Origin of the sequence: Pseudomonas sp. PA15(2017) (assembly GCF_001945395.1) — a bacterium.
Lineage (GTDB): Bacteria > Pseudomonadota > Gammaproteobacteria > Pseudomonadales > Pseudomonadaceae > Aquipseudomonas.
In genome coordinates this window covers 21854-35847 of record NZ_MSXV01000036.1, presented here as the reverse complement: position 1 = coordinate 35847, position 13994 = coordinate 21854, and the positions used below count along the sequence as shown (strand labels likewise).

At 63.8% G+C, this 13994-nt stretch carries 16 protein-coding genes; 10 read left to right on the top strand and 6 right to left on the bottom strand.

The window, feature by feature from the left end:
- The 5 genes from BVH03_RS11700 to BVH03_RS11680 all read right to left on the bottom strand — a co-directional run.
- On the bottom strand, positions 1-343 hold a 343-nt coding region (locus BVH03_RS11700), incomplete at its 3' end, for a transposase (RefSeq protein WP_143485949.1).
- A gap of 110 nt (positions 344-453) precedes the next feature.
- Positions 454-1674, bottom strand: a complete 1221-nt coding sequence (fabB, locus tag BVH03_RS11695; protein ID WP_075961319.1) for a beta-ketoacyl-ACP synthase I — start codon at positions 1672-1674, stop codon at positions 454-456.
- 12 nt (positions 1675-1686) lie between these two features.
- On the bottom strand, positions 1687-2202 hold the full coding sequence (gene fabA / locus BVH03_RS11690) for a 3-hydroxyacyl-[acyl-carrier-protein] dehydratase FabA (RefSeq protein ID WP_013791679.1): 516 nt from the start codon (positions 2200-2202) through the stop codon (positions 1687-1689).
- A gap of 288 nt (positions 2203-2490) precedes the next feature.
- Positions 2491-4407, bottom strand: coding sequence for an ATP-binding protein (locus tag BVH03_RS11685; RefSeq protein ID WP_075961318.1), 1917 nt, complete (start codon positions 4405-4407; stop codon positions 2491-2493).
- Complete coding sequence (locus tag BVH03_RS11680) at positions 4404-5327, bottom strand: ABC transporter substrate-binding protein (RefSeq protein ID WP_083640043.1); 924 nt, start codon at positions 5325-5327, stop codon at positions 4404-4406. Before BVH03_RS11680 ends, BVH03_RS11685 begins: the two co-directional genes overlap by 4 nt.
- 271 nt (positions 5328-5598) lie before the next feature.
- On the opposite strand from BVH03_RS11680, the gene BVH03_RS11675 reads away from it, so the two are divergent.
- The 8 genes from BVH03_RS11675 (at position 5599) to BVH03_RS11640 (ending at position 11768) form a co-directional block, all read left to right on the top strand.
- On the top strand, positions 5599-6621 hold the full coding sequence (locus tag BVH03_RS11675; RefSeq protein WP_075961317.1) for an NAD(P)H-dependent glycerol-3-phosphate dehydrogenase: 1023 nt from the start codon (positions 5599-5601) through the stop codon (positions 6619-6621).
- 11 nt (positions 6622-6632) lie between these two features.
- Positions 6633-6971 carry a DUF4389 domain-containing protein gene (locus BVH03_RS11670; protein ID WP_075961316.1) on the top strand — a complete coding sequence of 113 codons (339 nt, stop codon included), beginning with the start codon at positions 6633-6635 and terminating at the stop codon, positions 6969-6971.
- A 10-nt stretch (positions 6972-6981) separates the two neighbouring features.
- Positions 6982-7443, top strand: coding sequence for a phosphohistidine phosphatase SixA (gene sixA, locus BVH03_RS11665; RefSeq protein ID WP_075961315.1), 462 nt, complete (start codon positions 6982-6984; stop codon positions 7441-7443).
- A gap of 33 nt (positions 7444-7476) precedes the next feature.
- The gene (locus tag BVH03_RS11660) at positions 7477-7920 is read left to right on the top strand and encodes a hotdog fold thioesterase (protein WP_075961314.1); all 444 of its coding nucleotides are present in this window, start codon (positions 7477-7479) and stop codon (positions 7918-7920) included.
- Positions 7921-8041: 121 nt separating this feature from the next.
- Positions 8042-8845 (top strand): alpha/beta fold hydrolase, encoded by an 804-nt coding sequence (locus BVH03_RS11655; protein WP_075961313.1) that lies wholly within the window; start codon positions 8042-8044, stop codon positions 8843-8845.
- On the top strand, positions 8842-9705 hold the full coding sequence (locus BVH03_RS11650) for an alpha/beta hydrolase (protein WP_075961312.1): 864 nt from the start codon (positions 8842-8844) through the stop codon (positions 9703-9705). Before BVH03_RS11655 ends, BVH03_RS11650 begins: the two co-directional genes overlap by 4 nt.
- Positions 9706-9844: 139 nt before the next feature.
- Positions 9845-10645, top strand: a complete 801-nt coding sequence (locus BVH03_RS11645) for a DUF4892 domain-containing protein (protein WP_075961311.1) — start codon at positions 9845-9847, stop codon at positions 10643-10645.
- A 49-nt stretch (positions 10646-10694) separates the two neighbouring features.
- Positions 10695-11768, top strand: a complete 1074-nt coding sequence (locus BVH03_RS11640; RefSeq protein WP_075961310.1) for an AI-2E family transporter — start codon at positions 10695-10697, stop codon at positions 11766-11768.
- A gap of 13 nt (positions 11769-11781) precedes the next feature.
- Here the strand turns inward: BVH03_RS11640 and BVH03_RS11635 are convergent, their stop codons facing one another.
- Positions 11782-12831: a patatin-like phospholipase family protein gene (locus BVH03_RS11635; RefSeq protein ID WP_075961309.1), complete on the bottom strand. Its 1050-nt coding sequence runs from the start codon at positions 12829-12831 to the stop codon at positions 11782-11784.
- Between the two features lie 139 nt (positions 12832-12970).
- On the opposite strand from BVH03_RS11635, the gene BVH03_RS11630 reads away from it, so the two are divergent.
- Positions 12971-13243, top strand: a complete 273-nt coding sequence (locus BVH03_RS11630; RefSeq protein WP_075961308.1) for a hypothetical protein — start codon at positions 12971-12973, stop codon at positions 13241-13243.
- A 48-nt stretch (positions 13244-13291) separates the two neighbouring features.
- Entirely contained in the window at positions 13292-13900 is a 609-nt protein-coding gene (locus tag BVH03_RS11625) for a flavin reductase family protein (protein WP_075961307.1), read from the top strand.
- The last annotated feature ends 94 nt before the right edge of the window (positions 13901-13994 follow it).

The window sequence follows — 13994 nt, the reverse complement described above, 5'->3', positions numbered from 1 at the left end:
CACCGTTGTCCTTGCGAAAGTCGGCAATGGTCTTGAAATCCGGCGCCAAACGGCCCAGCAGCCACATCACTTCAACATTGCGCTGGCACTCAGCCTCCAGACGGCGCGATGAGCGGATACGCTGAAAATAGCCATACAGGTAAAGCATGAGCAGATCGGCCGGGTCATAGCCAGGACGCCCCGTGCGATGAGCCTTGGCTTTGCTAAAGCCCAATGCCTGAAGATCCAGCCTCGCTACATAGGCTTCGATCACCCGAACCAGATGATCCTCGGCGATCAGCTCCTCCAGCGTGACCGGAAATAGACTGCTTTGCCCGCGACCTTCGCCCTGGATATAACCCATAAACGACAATGCCCCTATCAACCGATAGAGGCATTGTCTTCAACTCACCCTCGGACTGCTAGGTTTTCACACAGTCTGCCAGGGCGCCGTTTTTCATTGCGGCCCGCCGATCAGTTGCCAGCCCAGCGCTTGAGCACCAGGGTGGCGTTGGTGCCACCGAAGCCGAAGCTGTTGGACATGATGGTATCCAGCTTGGCGTTTTCACGGGTCTCGCGCAGGATTGGCAGGTCAGCGACCGCCGGGTCCAACTCTTCGATGTTGGCCGAAGCAGTGATGAAGTTGCCTTCCATCATCAGCAGGCAGTAGATCGCCTCATGCACGCCTGCGGCGCCCAGGCTGTGGCCCGACAGACTCTTGGTGGAGCTGATGGCCGGGGCGTTGCCGGCGAACACTTCACGAATACCCTTGATTTCCGCAACGTCGCCGACCGGAGTCGAGGTGCCGTGGGTGTTGAGGTAGTCGATCGGGTCCTCGACGGTGGCCAGCGCCTGCTGCATGCAACGCACTGCGCCTTCGCCGCTGGGGGCAACCATGTCGTAGCCATCGGAGGTCGCGCCGTAGCCGACGATTTCAGCGTAGATCTTCGCGCCGCGCGCCAGTGCGTGCTCCAGTTCCTCGACCACGACCATGCCGCCGCCGCCGGCGATGACGAAGCCGTCACGGTTGGCATCGTAGGCGCGCGAGGCTTTTTCCGGCGTGTCGTTGTATTGGGTGGACAGGGCGCCCATGGCGTCGAACAGGCAGCTCTGGCTCCAGTGCTCCTCTTCACCGCCACCGGCGAAGACCACGTCCTGCTTGCCGAGCTGGATCTGTTCCATGGCCTGGCCGATGCAGTGGGCGCTGGTGGCGCATGCCGAGGAGATCGAGAAGTTGACGCCCTTGATCTTGAACGGGGTCGCCAGGCAGGCCGATACGGTGCTGCCCATGGTGCGGGTGACGCGGTACGGACCAACACGCTTGACGCCTTTCTCGCGCAGGGTGTCGATAGCTTCCATCTGGTTCAGCGTGGAGGCACCACCGGAGCCGGCGATCAGGCCGGTACGCGGATTCGATACCTGCTCTTCGCTGAGGCCGGAGTCCTTGATCGCCTGCTCCATCGCCAGGTAGGCATAGGCAGCGGCATCACCCATGAAGCGGAACAGCTTGCGGTCGATCAATTCTTCCAGGTTCAGGTCGACGGAGCCCGACACGTGGCTGCGCAGACCCTTCTCGGCGTATTCCGGATTGAAGCGGATACCGGGGCGGCCAGCGCGAAGGTTGGCGGAGACGGTTTCTTTGTCATTGCCCAGGCAGGAAACGATGCCTAGACCGGTAATAACGACGCGACGCATGGAAAGGATCCTTTAGAAACTGTCGGTGGAAGTGAACAGGCCGACGCGCAGGCTTTCGGCACTGTAGATCTCGCGACCATCGACACTCACAGTGCCATCGGCGATCGCCAGGATCAGCGAGCGGGTGATGGTGCGTTTGATGTGGATGTTGTAGGTGACCTTCTTGGCGGTGGGCAGAACCTGGCCGAAGAATTTCACTTCGCCCGAACCCAGGGCGCGACCACGGCCAGGGTTACCCTGCCAGCCGAGGAAGAAGCCGACCAGCTGCCACATGGCATCGAGGCCCAGGCAGCCTGGCATCACCGGGTCGCCTTCGAAGTGGCAACCGAAGAACCACAGATCAGGATTGATATCGAGCTCTGCGACAATTTCGCCTTTGCCGTACTTGCCGCCCGTTTCGCTGATGTGGACGATCCGGTCGATCATCAACATGTTGGGGGCGGGCAGTTGCGCATTACCCGGGCCGAACAGTTCGCCGCGGCTGCAGCGCAACAGATCTTCCTGGGTGAAGGCGTTTTGTTTGGTCATGCGAGCTCCTCAATAATCCCCACGCGCCTCGGCTGGGTAAATCGTCCTGGCCGGCTGCGCATGAGTCATGCGACTGCCAGCAGCCTAGTCATAGACTGTTGCGTTGTGGTGAAAGTCACAGTGTGGTGAGTACAGTTGTACTCTGCAGGCGGCAATGGTGTCACAGATGCCCCTTTGATGCCCACTTCAACCAGCAAGCGTGCAGCATTTTCGCCCATCTGACTAGAGGTTGCGAGTGTTGCGCGCCGGCGCGAGGCACGATTTCGCGCGGCTACGACGCAACGGCCGTCAGTGCGCGGTACCGTCGGCCGACAGCCAGCGATCGAGCACGTCCTGCAATTCAATGCGTTTGAACGGTTTTGCGAGGTAATCGTTCATGCCGGCTTGCAGGCAGGCCTCGCGGTCGCCCTGCAATGCATTGGCGGTCAGGGCGATGATCGGCAGGCGGCCTGACGGGCCGAGATCGCGAATACGTCGGGTGGCTTCGTAGCCATCCATGACCGGCAGGCGGCAATCCATCAGGACGGCGGCGAATTGTCGTTCCCTCACGGCCGAGACGGCCTGGGCACCATCGCCGACCAGTTCAACCTGATAGCCGAGACTGCGCAGCATGGCTTCGATCACGGTCTGGTTCACCGCGTTGTCTTCCACCAGCAGCACTGAGCGGCTGGCCTGTGCGGCAGGCGTGCTGGCGGTGTTCGGGGCGGGCAGTTGCGGTTGCTGGGCGGAGAACGGCAGGGGAATCTCCAGGGTGAAGCAGGAACCGCGGCCTGGTTCGCTCTGCGCCTTGAGCGTGCCGCCCATGCATTCGGCCAGGGTACGGGCGATGGGCAGACCCAGGCCGGTGCCGCCGTAGCGCCGGGAAATGGAATTGTCGGCCTGCTGGAACGCGTCGAACATGGTTTCCAGGCGTTCGGCGCTGATACCGATCCCGGTGTCGTGCACCTTGCAGGTGAACCACAGCACCTGATTGTCCAGGGCTTGCCAGTGGGCTTCGATGCGCACTTCGCCGCGTTCGGTGAACTTCAGGGCGTTACCGATCAGGTTGACCAGGATCTGCCGCAGGCGGGTCGGGTCGCCCTGGACCTGCGGGGCCGGCAGGCCATCGTCCAGTTGCAGGCGCAGTTGCAGGCCGCGCTGCTGGGCGCTGTGCTGGAAGGCCTGTTGGGCGGCCTTGAGCAAGGCCGAGAGGTTGAAGCTGATCAGTTCGAGTTCCAGGGCGCCACGTTCGATACGCGAGAAGTCGAGAATGTCGTTGATCACCTTCAGCAGGTGCTCGGTGGACTCCATGGCCAGTGCGGCATATTCGTGCTGCTCGTCGTTCATTTCGGTGGTGTCGAGCAATTGCAGCATGCCGAGCACGCCATTCATCGGGGTGCGCAGTTCATGACTCATCATGGCCAGGAAGTCGGACTTGGCGCGATTAGCCAGGTCGGACTCCTCGCGTGCCTTGATCAGCAGGGTCATGGCCTGCTGCTGTTCCTGGGCGGCGTTGTTCAGCCCGTTGGCCAGGTTGTTGATGTGTCGGGCCAGCGTCGCCAGTTCGCCGTCGCCGACTTCAGGAAGCGTGGCCTGGTAGTTGCCGGCCTGGATGGCGGTAACGGCGTCGCTCATCTCGCTCAGCGGTCGGGACAGCCGGCTGGCCAGACGCCGGGCCAGCAGGAAGGTCAGTAGCAGGGCGAACAGCACCAGCGCGGTGACCTTCAGCAGGATTTCCTGCTGCCGGGAATTGAACGCGTCGCTGGACATGCCGACCACCACGCGGCCCAGATAGGCGGCCCCAGGCTCAGCCGCCCGCGCAGGTGTTTCGCCGAAGTCCGTATCGAGGTCGATCTGCTGTTGCTGGATGGACGCCTGGAAGATGTCCAGATGGCCGTTACCGGCATGCGGATGATCGGGCTGTTCGAGGTAGGCCAGGATGTTCTCGTCACGGTCGCGCACTTCGATGAAGCGCACGTGGGGCGTTTTCAAGGTAGCCAGAAGCAGGGACTCCAGCACGCGCCGATTACCGGAAATGACGCCGTATTCGGTGGCAGGCGCCAGCTGGCTGGCGATCAACTGGCCGGTATGGTTGATCTCCGCACGCAGGTCCTGCAGGCGATTGAAGGTCAGGAAGCCGGTCAACAGCAGGGTCAGCAGCAGAGCGGGGCCGACGCTGATGAGCTGGGTACGGACATGAATGTTCCAGCCTCGCCACAGTTTCACGGCGTGTCTCCTTGCAATAGATGCCGGGCGAGCTCGGCGTCACTGGGCAGCGTGATGCCCAGTGTACGCGCCACCTGCGGGTTGCCGAGCACCTTGAACGTGTTCGAGTAGGTTCCTGCCGGCCACTGCGCTGGCGCCTGGTCGAGCAAATGGTCGAGGGTAACGAGCCAGTCGTTCTGATCACTGTAGGTGCTGGCCAGGCTGCCGGCGCGCACGAAGCCTGCGCTGGGGCCGATCAGCGCATGCTGCTGGCCGTAGCTGGTCAGCAGCAGAGTCTTGGCGGTCAGCGTGTTGTAGAGGTCGTCATCGGCAACGGCGAGCAGCACGTCGCTGGCGCCGAGCAAACGGATCACCGCTTTGTTGTCACGGGTGTCCGGCCAGCCTTGGGGCACGATTTCGAGGCCCAGCGTGCTGGCGGCCTGACGCAATTCCTGGATCAGGAATTCGCTGTGCCGGTCATGCAGCACTCCCACGCGAGTGGCGTTTGGCAACAGGTGCTTGAGCAGGCGTAGTTGGCGGCGGGGTGCCGGGTCCTGCCAGAGCACGCTGAGGTTCGCCGGCCGGCGCTGGCTGAGCGTGCCGTGCGCCTGGGTCTTGTTGACTTGCAGCACCAGCGTAGGCGGACCATTCGGCGATTCCAGGCGCCACGCCAGCGCGGCCTGGCCGAACAGGATCAGGCGCGTATCGCCGGGCATCTGGTCGAGCGGCGGCATTTCGTTCAGTGGCACGACGCGAACGCGGTCGGCCGGGCGTGCCGCTGCCAGCGCATTGGCGAAATGTTGCAGGTTGCTGGTATCGCCTGCGGTGCTCAACAGCAGTTCTGCAGCCTGCACGGCGGGTGTCAGCAGGCACAGTGCGAGCAGGGCACGGCGCAGCCAGGCGCGGCAGTGCGCGATGGCGCGCGGGAGGGGAGCGGTCATCAGGGCAGCGGATCCACTAGGCAGCATGAGACCCGGCCGGCCCAGGTGAGCGATGCCGCCAGCACAACATATCGATGAAGGACAGTGATGGAAGTCACGCAACGGCCCTGTTCGCGCAGAGCGCGCATGTTAACCGAGCCGCGTGGCAATGAAAGCCATGCTCCGCAAAATTGCGACTCTCTTCAGATGCTCGGGACGCCACAAGGCTGGTCGTAGAACCTGCTAACCGTATAATGCCTGCCACTTGCACAGCATTCAAAACGGACTGGTCATGACTCAACAGCAACCTATCGCGGTACTGGGTGGCGGCAGCTTCGGAACCGCCATCGCGAACCTGCTGGCACAGAATGGGCATCGCGTTCTGCACTGGATGCGCGACCCCGTGCAGGCCGAAGCCATCCGCACCCAGCGGGAAAACCCGCGCTATCTCAAAGGCGTGAAGGTGCTCGACGGCGTGGAGCCGACCACCGATCTGCCGGCAGCGCTCGAGGCCTGTGAGCTGGCGTTCGTGGCGCTGCCGTCCAGCGCGCTGCGTCAGGTTTTGCAGCCGGTGTCGGGCTTGTTGGCCGGCAAGCAACTGGTCAGTACCACCAAAGGCATCGAAGCGCAGACGTTCAAGCTGATGAGCGAGATCATCGAGGAGGTCGCGCCCCAGGCGCGCATCGGCGTACTGTCGGGGCCGAACCTGGCCAAGGAGATCGCCGCGCACACGTTGACCGCCACCGTGGTGGCCAGCGAAGACGAAGCGCTCTGCAGCGCCGTGCAGCAAGTGCTGCACGGGCGTACATTCCGTGTTTACGCCAGTGCCGATCGCTTCGGCGTCGAGCTGGGCGGTGCGTTGAAGAACGTCTACGCCATCATCGCCGGCATGGCGGCGGCACTGGGCATGGGCGAGAACACCAAGAGCATGCTGATCACCCGGGCGCTGGCGGAAATGACCCGCTTCGCCGTGCATCTGGGCGCCAACCCCATGACGTTTCTGGGCCTGGCGGGAGTCGGCGATCTGATCGTGACCTGTTCCTCGCCGAAAAGCCGCAATTATCAGGTCGGTTTCGCCCTGGGCGAAGGTTTGAGCCTGCAGGAGGCGGTCGAGCGCCTTGGCGAAGTGGCCGAGGGCGTCAATACCATCAAGGTGCTCAAGGCCAAGGCCGAAGAGCTGCAGGTCTACATGCCGTTGGTGGCGGGGCTGCACGCGATCCTTTTCGAAGGGCGTACCCTGGATCAGGTGATCGAGGCGCTGATGCGCGCCGAGCCCAAGACCGATGTCGACTTCATTCCAGCTACCGGCTTCTGAGGACAATGACCATGAATGATCACACCAAGGGCGAGCCCATCGGCTTGCGCATCGTCTGGATGCTGCTGTTCCTGTTTGTCTGGCAACTGGCGGAACTGCTGCTGGCCGGCGTCGTGCTGCTGCAGCTCATCTATCGCGTGTTCTATGGTGCGCCGAATGGCGGCCTGCTGAGTTTTGGCGACAGCCTGAGCCAGTACCTGGCGCAGATCGGTCGCTTCGGTACGTTCAATAGCGAAAGCAAACCCTGGCCGTTCGCAGACTGGCCGACGCCGCGGCCGCCACAAGGCGAGGCGGCGCATAGCGTGTCGCCCGCACCTCACCCTGCGAGAGATGAGGAACCAAAACTATGAGCCAGCCAGTATGAGGCTGTGGTTACTGCGCCACGGGCAGGCCGAGGCCGAGGCGCGTACCGATGCGGCGCGTGAACTGACGGCCCATGGGCGCGACGAGGTTCGTCAGTCGATCGAGCACCTGCGTGGTCGCTCGCTCGCCATTTATGCCAGCCCGTACGTACGTGCGCAGCAGACGGCTGGGTTGGTGCACGACGCCCTGGAAGTGGAGCGCCCGCTGCAGACCGTCGCCTGGCTGACTCCCGACAGCGATCCGCGCGACAGCCTGACCAGACTGCAACACCTGGCTGGCGATGAAATCCTGCTGGTTTCCCACCAGCCCTTCATCGGCGCCCTCGGCGGGCTTCTGGTACATGGCCATCGCCAGCAGCCGCTGGCCATGCACACGGCCAGTCTGGCACTGCTCGACGGCGACGACCTGATCGCTGGTTTGATGTCCCTGCAACTGCTGGCGCACCCCGAGGTGCGCTGAGCGAGCCGCGTCGCAAAACAACAAGGATCGACCATGAGTATCTGGCGCCAGACACCCAACCTTGATGAACTGAACGCTAGCCAGCGCAACACCATTGGCGAGCTGCTGGACATCCGCTTCGAAGCTTTCTATGACCAGTCGCTGACGGCCAGCATGGTCGTCGATTCCCGCACCCACCAACCCTATGGCTTGCTGCATGGCGGTGCCTCGGTGGTGCTGGCGGAAAGCCTGGGCTCCACGGCCAGCTACCAGTGCATCGATACGCAGAAGTTCTTCTGCGTGGGCCTGGAGGTCAATGCCAATCACCTGCGCGGGCTGCGTAGCGGGCGTGTCACCGCGGTGGCCAAGGCGGTGCACCTGGGCCGTACCACCCACGTCTGGGACATCCGTCTGCGCGGCGACGACGGCAAGACCTGCTGCATTTCCCGGCTGACCATGGCCATCGTGCCGCACGGCAGCCAGGCGTCGCAGCGCTAGGGCAGGTGACCATCACGCCGTCAGATGGCCGGAGCGTCGTCTCTCCTGACCGTTACGGACGTTGCCGCCTGCCGGGTGCTGCCTGACAATCCATGCATTGCCTGCCAACAGTGCGACCGCCATGCACCAACTGATCTTCTTCGCCCATGCCAACGGATTTCCCTCGGCCACCTACCGCAAGCTGTTCGCGGCGCTGGCGCCGGAATATCAGGTGCACCATCTGGCCCAACATGCCCATGACCCGCGCTTTCCGGTGAACGACAACTGGAGCAACCTGGTCGACGAGTTGCTCCATCACCTCGAACAGTGCGCCGAGCCGGTGTGGGGCGTAGGTCACTCATTGGGCGGGGTGCTGCATTACCATGCGGCGTTGCGTCGGCCCGATCTCTATCGTGGTCTGGTGATGCTCGACTCGCCGGTGCTCAGTCGCGTCGACCAACTGGTGATTCAGGCGGCCAAGCGGCTCGGCCTGATCGACCGTCTCACGCCTGCCGGGCGCACCCTGGGGCGGCGCGAGGCTTTTTTCGATGGGCTGGAGGCGCGGCGATATTTCGCCGCGCGCGCGCTGTTCAGCCGCTTCGATCCGGAGTGCCTGGATGCCTACGTGGAGCATGGTCTGCTTCCACACGAAGATGGCCTGCGGCTTAGCTTCGAAGCGGCGACCGAAATCAGCATCTACCGCAGCGTGCCGCACACCAGCCCCGGCCGGCCGCAGCAGCTGCAAGTGCCGCTGGCATTGGTCAAGGGCGCCGAAAGTCGCGTGGTGCTGGCTCATCATGGACGCATGGCGCGGCGCGCACCGCGGGGTGAGTTCCTGACGCTACCGGGCGGGCATATGTTTCCGCTCGAACACCCGGACGCTACCGCGCAGCTGATACGTCGCCTGTTCACCCGCTGGCAGACGCCTGCCGAGGCCGTGCGGTGAGTCTCGTGCCCGAAGAAATCAGCCTGCGCCTGCCGCATATCGAACTGGCCGCTCAAGTGTACGGCCCGGCCGACGGTGTGCCGGTGATCGCCCTGCATGGCTGGCTGGATAACGTGGCCACCTTCGCCCGCCTGGCGCCGAAGCTTCAGGGCCTGCGCATCGTTGCGGTGGATTTCGCCGGCCACGGCCATTCGGCGCATCGCCCGGCGGGCGCCGGCTATGCCCTTTGGGACTACGTGCACGATGTGCTGCTGGTTGCCGAGCAGCTCGACTGGCCGCGCTTCAGCCTGCTTGGCCATTCCATGGGCGCGATCGTTTCGGTGTTGCTGGCCGCGACCTTTCCCGAGCGCGTCCAGCGCCTGGCGTTGATCGATGGGCTGGTGCCGCCGACCATCGAGGCCGACGCCGCGGTCGCCACGTTGGCCGAGGCGCTGCGTGGGCGCCTGGCGCTCTCGGGCAAGCGCAAGCCGGTGTATCCCAGCCTCGAACGCGCCGCTCAGGTACGTCAGCGCGGTGTCGGTCATGTCAGCTTCGAGGCGGCTCGCCTATTGGCGCAGCGCGGGCTGATGCCGGTGGCGGATGGCCTGACCTGGCGCACCGACAGCCGCCTTACCCTGACAACGCCCATGCGCCTCACCCTGGCCCATGTACAAGCCTTCGTCACGGCACTGCGTTGCCCGACGCAGCTGGTTCTGGCCGAGCAGGGCTTGCTGGCGCCTCGCGAGGGCTTGACCGAGTTGCTGACGCAGACGGCGATCAGGGTCCACCGTCTGCCTGGCGGGCATCATCTGCATCTGGACGACGAGGAGGGCGCGCAACTCGTAGCAGACTGTTTCAAAGCATTCCTGAGTGCGCCTTGACGCCCCGTTACAACTGGGGAAAGGTGTCGGGTACTGCCATGGAGAACTGCATGACCGACCTGTACACCCTAGCGCCGGATGCGCTATCCGCCCCAGTCTGCCCCTCGATTCTTCTCGCTCGCGCGGTAAGCGGGGCTACATGCGTCTGAGTTACCTGCTTGCACTGCTGGTGGTAAGCCCCCTCGCCAGCGCCGACGTGGCCGGTAGCCGAGATCTCGAGGTGTTGCCGCGCTTCGCAGGCAGTGAAATCGTCACCTACCAGGAGGAGGCCGACCAGGAGCGCCTCTACCCGCAAGGTACCGTCCGCCGTATCAGCGGGCGCCTGCGTTACGAGCGCGAAGTGCTGGTTCAGGGCGCCTTGACCGCAGTCACCTACGAGTTGCCGCGTACCCACAGCGCCACCGAAGTGTTCACCCAGGCGCGCGAGGCCCTGCAGGACAAGGACGCCCAGATGCTCTACTGGTGCCAGGGCCGCGAGTGCGGCTCCAGCAGCCTGTGGGCCAACTCGGTGTTCGGCAATTCGACGCTGTACGGCTCCGACGACCAGCAGGCCTATGCCTTGCTGCGCCTGGCGGAGCCCAACGAGAACAGCCTGGTGGCGCTTTACAGCATCACCCGCGGCAACCGTCGCGCCTACCTGCACGCCGAGCTGCTGGCGGCGGATCAGCCGCTGGCGAAGGTGCTGCCAACCCCGGCCACGCTGTCGCGACAGCTCAAGAGCGCTGGCGAGCTGCGCCTGCCGGGCCAGGGCGAGCCCAGGCCGGAGTGGACGGAACTGTTGGCACGCAGCCTGAATCTGGACAGCACCCTGCGCGTCAGTCTGTCCGGCGCCAATGCCGAGGCCTGGCGTGAAGCGCTGATCGAAGAGCGCGTCAGGGCCGCGCGCCTGGAAATCGGCGAGAGCAGTGGCGACGGTTTGCGTATCGACGTGCTACGTTGAGCCAGCCCGTGCCACGGGCCTGAGTCTGGTTTTCTGGAAGTCCTGATAAATGCCGAATAACGACCGCTTGCTGGTGCAGATTCTGCTACTGGGGTTGCTGGGTGCGAGCCTGTGGGTGCTCGCACCATTCTGGTCCGCGCTGTTCTGGGCTGCCGTGCTGTCTTTCGCCAGTTGGCCGGTCATGCGCTGGCTGACCCGCGTACTGAAAGGTCGCCAATCGGTGGCCGCCGGTCTGCTCACCGGCGTGTGGATCGTGCTGGTGGCGGTGCCGCTGGTGATGCTGGGCTTCAACCTCGCCGACCATATTCGCGATGCCACGGCGATGCTCAAGGACGTTCAGGTCGATGGCCTGCCGCCACCGCCAGCCTGGCTGGCGTCGGTACCTCTGGTGGGCGAACGCCTGGTGAGCATCTGGGAAACCCTGGATCAGCAAGGCTCGGCGCTGTTCGCCACGGTGCAGCCTTATATGGGCCAGGTCGGTAATTTCCTGTTGGTGCGCAGCGCCAAGATCGGCGGCGGCATTCTCGAACTCGCCCTGAGCCTGATCCTGGTGTTCTTCTTCTATCGCGATGGCCCGCGCCTGGCCGCTTTCGTCGAAAGCCTACTCGAGCGACTGATCGGCGACCGCGCCCAGCATTATCTCGAATTGGTCGCCGGCACCGTGCAGCGGGTGGTCAACGGCGTGATCGGCACTGCCGTGGCGCAGGCCCTGCTGGCCTACATCGGCTTCATGATCGCCGGCATTCCAGGCGCCTTGCTGCTGGGCCTGCTGACCTTCGCCTGCAGCCTGATCATGGTGCCGCCGCTGGTATGGGGCCCGGCCGTGGGCTGGCTGATCTGGCAGGGCGAGATCGGTATGGCGATCTTCCTTGGCGTGTGGGGCTTCTTCATCATCAGTGGCGTGGACAACATCCTCAAGCCGTATCTCATCAGCCGCGGCGGCAACCTGCCGTTGGTGGTGGTGCTGCTCGGCGTGTTCGGCGGCATCCTGGCCTTTGGCTTCATGGGCCTGTTCCTGGGGCCAACCTTGCTGGCCGTGGCCTACAGCCTGCTCAGCGACTGGGTCGCGCACAAGGCACCGGCTGGCCTGCCGCCGCGTGAGGAGCGCCGGCCACCGTTGTGACCGGAGCGGCGACTCAGCGGTCGCCGCGTTCGTACCTGTCCAGCGTGTCGCGGGCGATCTGCCGGCCCAGCATGATCAACTCCGGCGCTTTGTAGAATTCGAAGAAGCGGCACACCCGTTTGGGCACGTTGATCAGGATGTCCGGCGGGTAGCCGGCGATCTTGTATTGCGACAGCGACGTCTGCATCACCTCGAAGCTCTGGTTTATCAACTCCAGCAGCGACGCCGGCCCGGCCATATGAGCGACCCGCGAGCCGCTGGCCGACTTGGGCGCGCTGTCGTCCTGTGGGGCGGCGGCCGGTTGCTGGCCATGGGGGCTCAATGGTTCCTGCAGCCACAGATCGGCCTGCTCGAGTGCCTTTGGCGACGAGCCGCGTTCGAGAAGCAGCAAGGGATCGTCCTCGCCACCCTTGCGGCGCAGCGAGGGCAGGCGCGAGCCAAGGGAAGCCATCAACTGGTCGAAACGTCCTTTGATCGCTGCCGGGCGCTCGACCACGGGCAACTGATAATGCTGCTGATGGGCCGAGTTGAGGTTGACGGCGATGATCAGGTCGCAGTGGCTCGAGACCACCGGCACGATGGGCAGTGGATTGAGCAGACCGCCATCCACCAGCATGCGTTTGCCTTGAATAACCGGTGTGAACAGACTGGGGATCGCTGCCGAGGCGCGCATGGCCTGGTGCAGACAACCTTCCTGGAACCAGATTTCCTGCTGGTTGGTGAGATCGGTGGCCACCGCCGTGAAGGGGATATTCAGCGACTCGATGTTGATTTCGCCGACGATCTCGCGAATCCGCCCGAAGACCTTTTCACCGCGTATGGCACCCAGGCGAAAGCTGACATCCAGCAGGCGCAGTACATCGAGGTAATCCAGGCTCTGGGTCCAGTCGCTGTAGTCCTTGAGCTTGCCGGCTGCATAGATGCCGCCGACTACCGCGCCCATGGAGCACCCGGCGATGCAGCCGATCTCGTAGCCACGCGCTTCCAGTTCCTCAATGACACCAATGTGCGCATAGCCACGCGCACCGCCCGAACCCAGCACCAAGGCCACTTTCTTGCTCATTCAGCTCTCCCTGATTCGTGTCGCTCGTCCATGCGCATTCTGCGCCTTGTCGCACGTGGATAGTGGCACTTTTTCACTCGTCTATCGTCCTACACAACACCGGTTACCTGATTGCCGGCCAACCCCTGGAGTATGCGACATGAAAGCCTGGATTCTCTTACCGATTGCGCTGTTGGCGGGCTGCTCAGCGACCACTTCCTACCGTGACAGCTGCGCGAACCAACTCGATGCGGCCTGGCAGGAACTCGACCTGGCCAAGGCCGAAGGTTTCGCCGGTACGGTCAGCTATTCCAAGGCTGCCTCGCTGATGACGGCGGCGAAAACCCAGCAGCAGTTCGAGGCCTACCGCGGCTGCACCAACAAGTCCGAGAAGGCGCGTTTCTACATTCGCGAGTCCCGAGCGGGCCGCTGAGTCGCGCACTGGAGTAAGCTTGCGGCAACCTGAATGCCGGAGATCGCAATGCTGCTCGATTTCGCTGACCTGACCCCGTTGGACCGTTACCGCTGGCTTGCATCGACCGTGACGCCCAGGCCCATCGCCTGGGTGTCGAGCATCTCCAAGGAGGGCGTCACCAACCTGGCGCCATTCAGCTTCTTTCAGGTGATCAGCGACGAGCCGGCGACGCTGATGGTCAATGTCGGCACCCGGGACGACGGCGCATTGAAAGACACCCTGCGCAATGCCCAGGAAACCGGCGAGCTGGTTATTCACCTGGTGTCGTTCGCGCAAGCCGAAGCCATGAATGCCAGCGCGGCGATCCTGCCGCGCAGCACCAGCGAATTCGTCCATTGCGGTATCGACTCGGTCGCCAGTAGCCGCGTGGCGCCGCCGCGGGTCAAGGGCGCCGCCGTGGCGTTCGAGTGCCGGGTCGCGCAGATCATGGGCTATCCGGATAAACAGCCCAACCATCACCTGATCTTCGCCGAGGTGCTGTTGGCGCATATCAGCGATGAGGTGCTCAACGATAAAGGACGGGTCGACCCGCAGCGCCTCGATCTGGTCGGGCGGTTGGGCGGTACGGCCTATAGCCGCACCCGGGACACCTTCGACCTGCAGCGCCCGTCGTGATCCACCCGTACAGCTCGATACGCGGGAAGCGCTCGTCGCTTCCATGCTTGTGCGGCGAGGCATGGGCCTGGCGCACAGTTTCGTCAGCAAACAT

What these genes read in the sequence shown, in the direction of transcription:
- fabB (WP_075961319.1), bottom strand. Translation starts at nt 1,674, where the DNA reads ATGCGTCGCGTCGTTATTACCGGTCTAGGCATCGTTTCCTGCCTGGGC.
- fabA (WP_013791679.1), bottom strand. Translation starts at nt 2,202, where the DNA reads ATGACCAAACAAAACGCCTTCACCCAGGAAGATCTGTTGCGCTGCAGC.
- BVH03_RS11680 (WP_083640043.1), bottom strand. Translation starts at nt 5,327, where the DNA reads ATGACCGCTCCCCTCCCGCGCGCCATCGCGCACTGCCGCGCCTGGCTG.
- BVH03_RS11675 (WP_075961317.1), top strand. Translation starts at nt 5,599, where the DNA reads ATGACTCAACAGCAACCTATCGCGGTACTGGGTGGCGGCAGCTTCGGA.
- BVH03_RS11670 (WP_075961316.1), top strand. Translation starts at nt 6,633, where the DNA reads ATGAATGATCACACCAAGGGCGAGCCCATCGGCTTGCGCATCGTCTGG.
- sixA (WP_075961315.1), top strand. Translation starts at nt 6,982, where the DNA reads ATGAGGCTGTGGTTACTGCGCCACGGGCAGGCCGAGGCCGAGGCGCGT.
- BVH03_RS11660 (WP_075961314.1), top strand. Translation starts at nt 7,477, where the DNA reads ATGAGTATCTGGCGCCAGACACCCAACCTTGATGAACTGAACGCTAGC.
- BVH03_RS11655 (WP_075961313.1), top strand. Translation starts at nt 8,042, where the DNA reads ATGCACCAACTGATCTTCTTCGCCCATGCCAACGGATTTCCCTCGGCC.
- BVH03_RS11645 (WP_075961311.1), top strand. Translation starts at nt 9,845, where the DNA reads ATGCGTCTGAGTTACCTGCTTGCACTGCTGGTGGTAAGCCCCCTCGCC.
- BVH03_RS11640 (WP_075961310.1), top strand. Translation starts at nt 10,695, where the DNA reads ATGCCGAATAACGACCGCTTGCTGGTGCAGATTCTGCTACTGGGGTTG.
- BVH03_RS11635 (WP_075961309.1), bottom strand. Translation starts at nt 12,831, where the DNA reads ATGAGCAAGAAAGTGGCCTTGGTGCTGGGTTCGGGCGGTGCGCGTGGC.
- BVH03_RS11630 (WP_075961308.1), top strand. Translation starts at nt 12,971, where the DNA reads ATGAAAGCCTGGATTCTCTTACCGATTGCGCTGTTGGCGGGCTGCTCA.
- BVH03_RS11625 (WP_075961307.1), top strand. Translation starts at nt 13,292, where the DNA reads ATGCTGCTCGATTTCGCTGACCTGACCCCGTTGGACCGTTACCGCTGG.